General features: G+C 47.9%; 15 protein-coding genes. 3 read left to right on the forward strand and 12 right to left on the reverse strand.

Annotated features, from left to right (window positions below; genetic code table 11):
- The first annotated feature begins 141 nt into the window (after positions 1-141).
- The 3 genes from AB7D94_RS13620 to AB7D94_RS13630 all read left to right on the forward strand — a co-directional run bounded on the left by AB7D94_RS13620 (position 142) and on the right by AB7D94_RS13630 (position 918).
- Positions 142-423: a hypothetical protein gene (locus AB7D94_RS13620; RefSeq protein WP_420266457.1), complete on the forward strand. Its 282-nt coding sequence runs from the start codon at positions 142-144 to the stop codon at positions 421-423.
- Between the two features lie 67 nt (positions 424-490).
- A complete protein-coding gene (locus AB7D94_RS13625; protein ID WP_420266458.1) occupies positions 491-652 on the forward strand; it encodes a hypothetical protein in 162 nt (53 codons plus the stop codon).
- An 11-nt stretch (positions 653-663) separates the two neighbouring features.
- Positions 664-918 (forward strand): hypothetical protein, encoded by a 255-nt coding sequence (locus tag AB7D94_RS13630; protein ID WP_420266459.1) that lies wholly within the window; start codon positions 664-666, stop codon positions 916-918.
- A gap of 41 nt (positions 919-959) precedes the next feature.
- On the opposite strand, the gene AB7D94_RS13635 is transcribed toward AB7D94_RS13630, so the two are convergent.
- The 12 genes from AB7D94_RS13635 to AB7D94_RS13690 form a co-directional block, all read right to left on the reverse strand.
- Positions 960-1,916, reverse strand: coding sequence for a lysophospholipid acyltransferase family protein (locus tag AB7D94_RS13635; protein ID WP_420266460.1), 957 nt, complete (start codon positions 1,914-1,916; stop codon positions 960-962).
- Positions 1,917-2,168: 252 nt separating this feature from the next.
- Positions 2,169-3,467: an adenylosuccinate lyase gene (purB, locus tag AB7D94_RS13640; protein ID WP_420266462.1), complete on the reverse strand. Its 1,299-nt coding sequence runs from the start codon at positions 3,465-3,467 to the stop codon at positions 2,169-2,171.
- Between the two features lie 35 nt (positions 3,468-3,502).
- Positions 3,503-4,231, reverse strand: a complete 729-nt coding sequence (locus AB7D94_RS13645) for a metallophosphoesterase family protein (RefSeq protein WP_420266464.1) — start codon at positions 4,229-4,231, stop codon at positions 3,503-3,505.
- Positions 4,228-4,671 carry a transcription antitermination factor NusB gene (nusB, locus tag AB7D94_RS13650; RefSeq protein ID WP_420266465.1) on the reverse strand — a complete coding sequence of 148 codons (444 nt, stop codon included), beginning with the start codon at positions 4,669-4,671 and terminating at the stop codon, positions 4,228-4,230. Before nusB ends, AB7D94_RS13645 begins: the two co-directional genes overlap by 4 nt.
- Before the next feature lie 11 nt (positions 4,672-4,682).
- A complete protein-coding gene (ribH, locus tag AB7D94_RS13655) occupies positions 4,683-5,144 on the reverse strand; it encodes a 6,7-dimethyl-8-ribityllumazine synthase (RefSeq protein WP_420266466.1) in 462 nt (153 codons plus the stop codon).
- Positions 5,145-5,160: 16 nt separating this feature from the next.
- Positions 5,161-6,378: a bifunctional 3,4-dihydroxy-2-butanone-4-phosphate synthase/GTP cyclohydrolase II gene (locus AB7D94_RS13660; protein WP_420266467.1), complete on the reverse strand. Its 1,218-nt coding sequence runs from the start codon at positions 6,376-6,378 to the stop codon at positions 5,161-5,163.
- Positions 6,375-6,992 (reverse strand): riboflavin synthase, encoded by a 618-nt coding sequence (locus tag AB7D94_RS13665; RefSeq protein WP_420266468.1) that lies wholly within the window; start codon positions 6,990-6,992, stop codon positions 6,375-6,377. Before AB7D94_RS13665 ends, AB7D94_RS13660 begins: the two co-directional genes overlap by 4 nt.
- Before the next feature lie 44 nt (positions 6,993-7,036).
- A complete protein-coding gene (locus tag AB7D94_RS13670; protein WP_420266469.1) occupies positions 7,037-7,402 on the reverse strand; it encodes a hypothetical protein in 366 nt (121 codons plus the stop codon).
- Positions 7,399-8,016, reverse strand: coding sequence for a signal peptidase I (lepB, locus tag AB7D94_RS13675; RefSeq protein WP_420266471.1), 618 nt, complete (start codon positions 8,014-8,016; stop codon positions 7,399-7,401). The genes AB7D94_RS13670 and lepB overlap by 4 nt, the downstream gene beginning before the upstream one ends.
- On the reverse strand, positions 8,013-9,806 hold the full coding sequence (gene lepA, locus AB7D94_RS13680) for a translation elongation factor 4 (protein WP_420266473.1): 1,794 nt from the start codon (positions 9,804-9,806) through the stop codon (positions 8,013-8,015). The genes lepB and lepA overlap by 4 nt, the downstream gene beginning before the upstream one ends.
- A 322-nt stretch (positions 9,807-10,128) precedes the next feature.
- The gene (locus AB7D94_RS13685) at positions 10,129-10,770 is read right to left on the reverse strand and encodes a hypothetical protein (protein WP_420266474.1); all 642 of its coding nucleotides are present in this window, start codon (positions 10,768-10,770) and stop codon (positions 10,129-10,131) included.
- Positions 10,771-11,389: 619 nt separating this feature from the next.
- The coding region (locus AB7D94_RS13690) for a hypothetical protein (protein ID WP_420266475.1) at positions 11,390-11,584 on the reverse strand (195 nt) is incomplete at its 5' end.

The raw sequence follows: 11,584 nt of genomic DNA on the forward strand, positions 1-11,584 counted from the left end.
TTGCAATTTTCATGGGCGGGGGCGAAGATTGACTCTATTCATGTATGTTTCGCTTCTCTATGTCGGTTATAGGGAAGCTCATCTGGCATCTGTTTTTCTCAAACTCATTTATTCCGTAAATATTTCAGACCATGGGTTGACATGATGACATGTTTGAGTTATAATAAACGTATGGCTATATTAGATTGTGAATTGGTATATTTTAAAGAAAACCTTGAGGAGTGGCTTAAATACTATGAGGGAAAGTACGCTCTTGTCAAGGATAATCAGTTAATCAATACATTCACAACGTTTGAAGAGGCATACGATGAAGGTGTGAAAAGGTTTGGCATACAGTCGTTTCTCGTAAAACAGATAGTAAGGCAAGAAATTCCTTACGTGTTGCCTGCATTGACGCTTGGTTTGATTCGTACCCACTCATAATATTATTTCAATTGAACCATTGGTAAACATTGCTCCACCCGATTTGTTATTGGCTAGAGGCCCTGTTATGCCTGTAAAAATCGAAATACCCTTCAGTATGGAAACATTTATGATGCAAAATGAAATAGTCATACCACCGGCTATTACCGGATGGGGATTAATAGACACTGGGGCAACAATAACCGCAGTTGATGATGCTATAATTAAATCTCTCGGATTATTCCGATAGACAGAGGGAAAGTGCTTACACCTCAAGGAAGCGCAGAACAGGATATATTCTCTCTAAGAATTACCCTTAGTAATCTAACAAAGGTAAATGTCTATAAAGTATTTGGAAGCAAACTAAAAGAACAAGGCTTTATCGCATTGATAGGGCGTGATATTTTAAAGCACTGTGTCTTTGTCTATAATGGAACAACCGGCAGCTGCTCTCCGAAGGTCGAGGATTTTGTAAACTCTGTAAAGAGATATTTTCCGATGGAGACTAATCTTTGACTATCAATCTCATTCCACTGCTTGCGCCGTGATGAAACCTGTCAAATAGTTGATTCGGTAAGGGTTGCGATTCCATGTCCTAAGCTACCCGCGCCTCCCATGTCAAAATTATACCATTGGCAGGGATATTTTGCGATATTGCGCTGGAGGCTTTCTATGGCCTTACGGGCGGCCCCATCAATATCATTATTCACGGTAAAAGGCCCCTCTATTATGCCCTTGTAGCCGTCTTTTTCCATGACGACAAAGCCCGTAATTATTGGAGCGCCCGTCATCTTGCTTAATATGAACGGGCCTGCGGGGAAATCTGCTTTTTTGCCGAAAAACTCTATCTCAATATTTCCCATGAGCGGGTTATGACGGTCTATGAGCATAGCGACGACTTCGCCCCTGAACAGCGCCCCGGCCAGCTCCACCGACGACAAGGGGGTTGACACACCCACTGTTATCGTTTTTATGCCGTGTCTTTGTCTATATCGCGTCCTTGCCTCGTCTACCCCAGGATTTTCGTCTCTATTTGTCAGGACGTTTATACTGAGGCCAAGACTGTTCAGAAAAAGCCCGCCGAGTTCCCAGTTTCCCATGTGCGCTGTCAGAAGGATGATGCCCTTGCCCTGGTTGACTGCTGCATCAAGAATGTCTTTTCCCTCAAAGGAGACTATCTTTTTGAGAATTTCATCCTCTGGCAGAAAGGCAAACATAGCGTAATCAACAAGGTATCTGGCATAGTTTCTGAACAGCTTACGGGCTGAGGCGGCAAGTGACCCCTGTGATTCCCCCTGTAAGACCATGCGAAGGTTTTCAATCGTGTTTTTCAGCGCCCTTGGGTAGAGGAGAAGGCTCACCCCTGCGGCAGCGTCGGCTATTGCGTAGGCAAAGGGCATAGGCAGGTGCCCTGCCCACTTCGTACCGAGACGATAGACGGCTGGCCTGTTCAGAAAATGGGTCTTAGGGCGTTTCGCGGAAGGCGTCAGAGTCTTTGTCCCCCTCCGACCCAATTATTATCTGCATCTGCAACACTCTGGATTCCTGCTTCCGCAGGAATGACAGACATAGGAAAAATGCTTTCTGCTATTGTCATTACCGCTTTCCCTCTTCCGCAGGAATGACAGACATAAGGAAAAGGCTTTCTGTTATTGTCATCATACCGCGTTCCCTTAAGCTGTCATTCCAGCGCAAGCTGGAATCCAGTCCTTAAGGGCAAACATAATCATGGCAAATTTACTCATTTTTCAAATAGTTCGTCTGAATCATTTGTCTCCGAACACACGTTTATATATAAAGTCAATGTGCTTGAGATAGTCGTCTAAGGCGAACAGTTTATCAAGCGCTCCGCCCGACAGATAAGCCTTAATCGCTTCGCCTCCTTGCAGGAGTTCCTTAAAATTCGCGCCTTCCGCCCAGCTCTCCATGGCCTTCTTTTGGACCTCCGCATAGGCGTCCTCTCTGGTCATTCCCGATTCTGTAAGCGCCAGCAACACCTTTTGTGAATTATACAGCCCGTGGCTTAGTTCGAGATTTTTAAGCATCGCCTCTGGATAGACTACCAGTCGCAACAGGATTCCCTTCAGGCGTACCAGCATGTAGTCAATGAGAATTGTGCTGTCCGGAATGATAATTCGCTCCACTGATGAGTGGCTGATGTCGCGCTCATGCCACAGGGCGACATTTTCAATGGCGACCATCGCGTTGCCGCGTACGACGCGGGCAAGGCCGGTGAGGTTTTCGCTTCCTATGGGGTTGCGCTTGTGCGGCATTGCGGATGAGCCTTTCTGGCCCACAGAAAATGGCTCCTCAGCCTCGCGTACCTCCGTGCGCTGGAGGTGTCTTAGCTCTACGGCGATTTTCTCAATTGTCGAGGCAATTATGGCAAGCGTTGTCATAAACTCCGCGTGTCTGTCGCGCTGGACTATCTGAGTTGCCACAGTTTCGGGGACAAGGCCAAGTTTTTCTAACACTATAGTCTCTATATCGGGGTCTATGCTGGAAAATGTTCCTACGGCGCCGGAGAGTTTCCCCGCGCTTATCGTCTTACGCGCGCTTTCCATTCTTTGAAGATTTCTCTTCATTTCCTCATACCAGAGGGCAAATTTCAGGCCAAACACCATCGGTTCGGCGTGAATGCCGTGGCTTCGCCCTATGCACGGGGTGTTTTTATATTTAATGGCCTGTTCCCTGAGGACTTCCATGAGGGACTTAATATCGCCTATGATAATATCCGCGGCGTCCCGCATAAGCAGGGCGTTAGCGGTATCAAGGACATCAGACGAGGTCAGCCCCTTGTGGATATATCTGGATTCCGGGCCAACGTGCTCTGAAACGCTGGTGAGAAAGGCAATAACATCGTGTTTGACCTCGGCCTCAATCTCATCAATGCGCCCGACATCGAATCCGGCCTTTTCTTTAATTGTTTTCAGCGCCGCGTCGGGGATTTCTCCTTTTTCAGCCCATGCCTCGCACACCGCCAACTCCACCTCAAGCCACTTCCTGTACTTGGCATCAAGCGTCCACAACTGCCCCATCTCTTTTTTCGTATATCGTTCTATCATATTATTTGTGTTTTAATAACCCCTTGCGTATGATTTTAATGCCCGAATGACAAGCGCTCAATGAGCCTTGCAGGCAGCCCTGCCTCTGCCATCTCCTCCTGGGTCTTTTGTATGTCATATGGGACACGGATTATTTCAATGTTTGTGTCATCGGCGAGCACATATGAGGCGCGCGTGTCGCCGTCGCGCGGCTGCCCCACGCTTCCCACGTTTACTATGTAACGGCTTGTTTCATTTATTTCAGTCTTGTCCCATATAGTTGACATCTCGCCGGGGCCAGAGTGTTCTATTATAACAGGCGTGTGACTGTGGCCTACGAAACAGAATTTTTGTTTAAAACTCTGAAAGTTAGCCGCCGCGTTTGTCAGCGAAAAGATATAGTCCCAATTATCGGGGTCTTTTGGCGTGGCGTGGACAAACATCGCATCGCGTGCCGGGTCGGATTTGAATAGTTTAAACGCCCTTATGTCGTCCATATGTTTGTCCGTGAGTTTCTCCCTCGTCCATTCGATGGCACGCATGGCGATTTCGTTAAAATACTCGGTGTCGGTATAATCCACGACCGCCCAGTCGTGGTTGCCGGCGATGAGTATCTTGCAGCGCCGCGTTATTATATCTATACACTCGTTTGGCCTCGGGCCATAGCCGACGATGTCGCCGGAGAAGTAAATCTCCTCAATCCCGCGGCCTTCTATGTCACGGACAACCGCATTGAGTGCGTGCAGGTTTGCGTGTACATCGGAGATTACCGCGTAGCGTGTCATTTGTTGCACTCCCTTGCCGACGGTTTGGCATTGTCCGGGGTGTTAGCGTGCGCAATTGTGTCCAGTATGCCGTTAATAAATGAAAAAGACTCAAGGGTTGAATACTTTTTTGCTATATCCACGGCCTCGTTAATAGTAACCGCTGCCGGTATGTCCGCCCTGTAGAGTAATTCATACACGGCAAATCTGATAATATTCCTGTCTACGGAGGCAATCCTCTGCAGTTCCCAATGCTTTGAGACCGACTGTATGATATCGTCAATTTCTTCCAAATGTTTTATTACCCCTCCTATGAGGTCCTCTATGAATTCGAGTATATCGTCTGACGGGGATTTATAGACAAGCCCCTCCTTTATCTCCTGTCTGCCGGAGACAGACTTCGTAAATTCATATTGAAACAGTGCCTGCAAGACGTATTCCCGTGCTTGTCTTCTCGTCATAGGCGCACGGCTTAGAGTTTCTTCATGAGATTGACCATTTCTATTGCCGTCATGGCCGCATCCCATCCCTTGTTGCCGCTTTTGGTTCCGGCGCGCTCAATTGCCTGCTCTATGGTGTCTGAGGTTATTATGCCATAGGCTATGGGCACTCCGGTGTCCATTGAGGCCGCGGCTATTCCCTTTGACGCCTCTGCGGCTACGTACTCGAAATGCGGCGTTGCCCCGCGGATAATAGCGGCCAGCGTGATAACCGCGTCATAGGCCTTTGATGCGGCCGCTTTTTTGGCAATCAGCGGCACCTCAAACGACCCGGGCACCTTTATTACTGATATGTCAGCGCTGTCTGCCCCATGTCTTGTAAGGGCATCTATTGCCCCCTCAAGAAGGCGGCCTGTAATAAAATCGTTAAAGCGGCTTACGATAAGGCAAAATCTAAAACCCTTCGCGTTTATGTCTCCTTCGTATATGTTCATCTGCTTCTCCTTTGTCCTATACCTTATCCAGGATATGTCCCATTTTCTTCTTTTTCGTCTTTAAATAAACCAGATTCTTATCGCACGGGGTTATCTCAATAGGAACGCGCTTTACTATTTCGATGTCGTAGCCGTCTAATCCAACTATTTTCCTTGGGTTATTTGTCATCAGGGCTATCTGCTTGACGCCCAAATCAACGAGTATCTGTGCCCCAATTCCATAGTCTCTGAGGTCATCCTTAAAACCCAGCTCAAGATTGGCCTCTACGGTGTCAAGCCCCTGGTCCTGAAGCTCATATGCCTTGAGTTTATTGACGAGGCCAATGCCGCGTCCCTCCTGTCTCATGTACAGTACCACGCCGCGCCCCTCTTTGTCTATTATCTCCATTGCCCTTTGGAGCTGCTGCCCACAGTCGCAGCGCTTTGAGCCGAACACATCTCCGGTGAGGCACTCTGAGTGTACACGCACAAGCACAGGCTCATCGGCCGTGATATTACCCTTTATAAGGGCGAGATGGACATGCTCGTCCACGGCGTTTTCGTATGCGATAGCCCTGAAGTCGCCGCCGTATCTTGTCGGACATTTTACGTTTGCAACGCGTTTTATCAACCTCTCGTTTTTGAGCCTATACTCAATGAGGTCTTCTATTGTAACGATTTTTATCTGGTGTCTGGAGGCAAAGTCCATAAGCTGCGGCACCCTTGCCATAGTGCCATCGTCGTTGAGTATCTCGCAGATTACACCGGCGGGGATAAGACCCGCAAGTTTTGCCAGATCAACAGAACCCTCAGTTTGACCCGCCCTTTGTAGGACGCCACCGGGCTTGGCCCTAAGAGGAAATACATGTCCCGGACGGGCGAGGTCCTCAGGGCGGCAGTCGGGATTGATTGCGGTAAGAATAGTCTTTGCCCTGTCAGCGGCAGAGATGCCCGTGGTGACTCCCTTTCTGGCCTCTATTGATACCGTGAAGGCCGTGCCAAAGGACGAGGTATTGTTGCTTGTCATCATGGGGAGGTTTAGCTTTTCGACTTTCTCGGCGTTAAGACTAAGACAAATCAGCCCCCTGCCGTACATGGCCATAAAATTTATCACGTCGGGGGTGATTTTCTCAGCGGCAATGCAGAGGTCACCCTCGTTTTCCCTATCCTCGTCGTCTATGAGGATTACCATTTTCCCTTCTTTTATGTCTGTTATTGCCTCTTCTATTGTGTTAAACGAATGTCTGGTCCTCATCTTGTGAAACCTTCCTCTCTTAATTTATTTAATAAATTCGCACCGCCTCCGGCGCTGTTTCCCGAATACGCGGCGACAAACTTTTCGACGTATTTGCCTATAATGTCTGTCTCAAGGTTGACGCTGTCGCCCCGATTTTTGGCCCCAAGTGTCGTTACGCCCGAAGTATGGGGGATTATAACGATGGAAAACCCGCCCACCCACACGTCCGCAACCGTCAGGCTGACGCCGTCCACCGCTATTGAACCCTTCTTTACGATGTACTTTTGAATCACGGGCGGGGCTTGAATGAGTATCTCTATGACCCCCCCCCCTGCCGCGCGTTTCGATTCGATAGTCCCTGTGCCGTCTATATGTCCGGTGACGAAGTGCCCGCCGAACCTGCCAAGAGCCGCCATAGCCGGTTCAAGGTTTACCTTTGCACCAGGGCGCAGGTCACCCGCCCCTGAGCTTTTTTGGGTCTCATCCGAAACGTCAAAAAACATCTTGTCCCCTTCCCTTTTGGCCACCGTAAGGCATACGCCATCCACTGACACACTGTCGCCGACTTGCGCGTCCTGCGATATGACAGCATCAGTGACCACCAGTTCGGTTACACCGTGTTTCCTCTTCATTGAGGCCACTTCGCCTATGGATAGAGTTATCCCCGTGAACATTATTATTCTTTTACGTCAACCCTGAAGAAAAGGGTTTTCTTATAGAAGCCCATGAGGTCAACCTCTACGTTCCACGCCATTTTTATTGTCACAATCTTCTTTTCTCTGTCGAATGTGACGTCTATCTGTTCTTTCTTTACGGGGATTCCTATTTCCTGTACCTTTTCGTTCACCAGCTCAAGGGTTTTTTCTTTATCCTGTCCCAGCCTGGCTATCTCTTTCGCCTCCGACATCATCGTATTATGTTTGAAGTGCGGCATTGCGAACTTGTATCCAGAGTACAGCCCGGCCACTATAATGGCTATCACAATGATTGCCTTGATACCGCCGCCGCCGAGTTCGTTGTTCAACATATTCTTTCTTATCATTTCACCAGCCTCCCGATACGATTAAATCTGATATGGTCATACCAGTTTATATTTTGAGAATTATCCCATGACCAATAAATAATCAGGGCCTTTCCACGCACAAGATTCAGATCTACGAAGCCCCAGAAGCGGCTGTCCTGGCTATTGTCGCGGTTGTCGCCCATGACAAAGAGCTTACCCTGAGGGACTCGCCTTGGTTCCATGTTGTCGCGCGGGGGAATACCGTTTCTCATTGATGTGTCCGTGTGCCTTGTGAATGGTTCAACGAGCTTCTCGTGGTTTACATAGACCTCTTTATCTACTACCTCAACGACATCTCCGCCTACGGCTATGACACGCTTTATAAAATCCCTGCTGACGTCTTCGGGATACTTGAACACTATTATATCACCCCTTTTGGGCTGATTGAACATGAGAATTTTAGTGTCAGTAAAAGGAATCATTATGCCATAGATGAACTTATTCACCAGGAGCTGGTCACCTACCAGCAGGGTCGTCTCCATTGAGCCTGAGGGGATTTTATATGCCTGAATCACAAACGCGCGTATTACAAGGGCCAGTAACAGGGCGGTTACAATTGCTTCTGAGTATTCCCTGAAAACAGTTTTTTTCATTTGTCTATCCTCATAACCGCTAAAAAGGCCTCCTGTGGTATCTCTATGTTACCTATTTGTTTCATTCGCTTTTTACCTTCCTTTTGTTTTTCCAACAATTTTCTTTTTCTTGTAATATCGCCGCCATAGCACTTGGCCAGCACATCCTTTCTCATGGCCTTTACGCTCTCCCTGGCTATTATCTTCCTGCCTATGGCCGCCTGTATAGCTATCTCATAGAGCTGGCGCTCTATGACCTTGCGCAGGTTTTCCACAATCTGCCGCCCCTTGTGATAGGACTTGTCCTTGTGCACTATGAGCGAAAGGGCATCAACGGTCTTTGCGTTTATCAGGATGTCGAGCTTGACCAAATCAGCTTCCCTGTAGCCGATGAAGTCATAATCCATTGAGGCGTAGCCCTTTGATATGGACTTCAATCTGTCGAAAAAATCCCACAGTATCTCGTTCATCGGCAGCTCGTATGCGACCATCACCCTGTCCTTGCCATAATAAGTGAACTCCTTCTGTGTGCCTCTTTTGTCCTGGCACAAGTCGAAAATATTGCCGACAAATCTCTCCGGCACGAAAATCGTCGCCAGAATAAACGGCTCCTCTATTTTAACAAAACTCTCGGGTAGTTGTGTTGGATTATCTATCATCTCCACATCGCCATCATTTTTTGTAACCCTGTAAATAACTGTGGGTGCAGTGTTTAACAGCGACAGATTAAACTCGCGCTCAAGCCGTTCCTTTATGATGTCCATGTGAAGGAGGCCGAGGAATCCGCATCTGAAGCCAAATCCAAGCGCTGTGGAGGTCTCAGGCTCATAGCTGAACGAGGCGTCGTTAAGGCCGAGCTTTAGCAGGGCATCCTTTAGCTCTTCATATTCGTGTGTCTCAGTGGGGTAGATACCGCAAAATACCATTGGTTTTATTTCTTTATAACCGGGCAGGGGTTCAGAGGCGCCACCCTGGGCGTAGGTTATCGTATCCCCGATTTTCGTGTCCCCGACTGTCTTCATATTTGCCGATATAAATCCCACAGTGCCTGGTCCCAGCGCCTCAGTATAGAGGAGCTTTGGCGTAAACACCCCCACGTCTATGACCTCGAATACCTTGCCGGTTGACATCATCTTTATCTGCGTCCCCTTCGTAAGTGTGCCGTCAAAGACCCTGACCATGACGATGACCCCCTTATAGCTGTCAAACCACGAATCGAAGATCAAGGCCCGAAGAGGCAGCCCCGCGTCCCCGGTGGGCGGGGGTATCTTTTTCACGATGGCCTCAAGAATCTCTTTTACGCCAATACCATTTTTGGCCGACGCCATCAGGGCCTCCGAGCAGTCAAGGCCAATTATCTCCTCTATTTGCGCGGCGACACGCTCTGGTTCGGCCTGCGGCAGGTCAATTTTATTTATCACGGGCAGGAGTTCAAGATTGTGGTCGAGGGCAAGATATGTGTTGGCGAGGGTTTGCGCCTCAACCCCCTGAGTGGAGTCAACAACTAAGAGGGCACCCTCACATGAGGCCAGACTCCTTGATACCTCATAAGAAAAGTCCACATGTCCCGGCGTATCTATCAGATTCAGGAAATATTTCAGACCGTTGTCGGCCTCGTAGATAATCCTGACGGCATGAGCCTTGATAGTAATGCCGCGTTCTTTTTCCAGGTCCATTGAGTCGAGCACCTGTTTGGTGAGTTCCTTGCGGCTTAACGCGCCGGTATGCTCTAAAAACCTGTCGGCCAGCGTAGACTTGCCGTGGTCAATGTGGGCAATTATCGAGAAATTCCTTATGTTTTCAGTTACCAAATTTTATTGTCGTCCATTTTCATGTTTACGGGATCTTTATTGGCAAACTCCTATTATACACAAAACGCATAGAAATAGCGAAATCTGAAAAATCTTTGATCAGGACAAACTCACAAAAATTAAGAATTAAAGACGAAGGGGAGTAACTCCCCTTCACCCCGTAATCTCGCATATGCTTTACCTATAGCCAAGACGGGGGAGCATCCCCTCGTTGGCGGCTTCTGAACTCCGGCCATGGGAAGAAGGAGCATCCCTATATCAAAAAAAGAAAAGGCAGGGCATACCGCCCTGCCTTTTTAGTTATGCTACATTGATACTGTTTTTAGTATGGGTACAGGCCTGGAATCATACCGGAAGTATTCACCGCTCCAGAATCTGAACACTGGTAACCCACAACGTTACGCTTAGGAGACGTGGTACCCTGGTAACACGCCATATTCATCGTTGTACAGTTAAATGTCGAACGATTGGCGTTAGAGCCTGACAATCCAATAGCAGTAGACGAGATGAAGTCAAGTCTGCCGCCGAAGCCTGCCACTGAGCCAGTACCGGTATTGTTAGTACCTCCATTGGTCGACGTCGTAAGGTCTATTATCTGCGTACCATCCAGAACTACGGTCTGTCCAGAGAACGACAACAGCCTTGTCCTCCTGATGGGTATCCTCTGATAACTCAGGGCGCTGGCAGCATTACTCGCGTATCTGTCAGTGTTTCCCGTCGAATTTGCCATAACGGTGAAGTTAATGCTGGTCACGTTATCGTCCGAGCCGCTAACTGCCCCAACGCTGCCCATATTCGAGACCATACAATACACCGGTGCGTTTGTGTCCGTTGTTAAATAAGGCAGCCAGTAAGAAACGGTATCGGCCGCAGTCGCCGTCTTCGTGTCGGTATTGATTCCCCAGATACCGAGCGCCGTCAACATAACGGCTAATACTAATACATAAGTTAAACTTCTCTTCATTACAATCCTCCTAAATTTTTTAGTGTAGCTACTTTCTTCCTAACAAGTAAGCAAATCATCACCTGCTACGCAGGCTTGTTGAATCCCTCTTGTGTTCACCTCCCTTTCTCAAAGATTATCCTCTACCAACTCCATATTTCCGCTCCATATATACACCAATGCACCCATTGCACCAGTGCTGCTTGAGATATTGTATACCCCATCAAAAGCATTTGTCAATAGCAAATTAAGCACTTCTAACTTTTTTTGACGCACACCCGACTCCATGCCATATCCCGCGCCAACAGTACCCAGACGCGAACTACCCGAGCTGCACCATCCGCGCTACACTTCACCGCCGCCTCTTATCGCCTCTTAATCTCAACATAACGCTATATAGAAGTATAAACAGATATTTTTTGTTTTGTCAATAGGTGACAAAAAAATATTTTTTAAATACCTTTTTTATTATCGCTGAGGGGACAGGAGGCGGGTTCCCTTATCTGTCATTCCTGCTCTCAGATTGTGTCACAATAGCCTGTCGAATCATCCTGAGCCTGTCGAAGGATTCCTACGATTATGAGTGGAGCCAAGGCAACCCCTATTTAGTCTGGCGATATTCTTAAATCATAACGAACTATTACATGTCATGCGGCTGTTGTACTATTTGAGGACATATCGGAGCATCCTTCGACAGGCTCAGGATGATTCTATTGGGCTTTCCAGTGATGCGGTATGGATTATTTTCTGCTTTTTCTATTATGACACAGTCTGTTTCGCAGGATGCTGTAATACCAAAATAGAAATGTCCTATTCTACCAAAGTAGAAATGTCC

The organism is Candidatus Magnetominusculus dajiuhuensis, from assembly GCF_046044395.1.
Lineage (GTDB): Bacteria > Nitrospirota > Thermodesulfovibrionia > Thermodesulfovibrionales > Magnetobacteriaceae > Magnetominusculus > Magnetominusculus dajiuhuensis.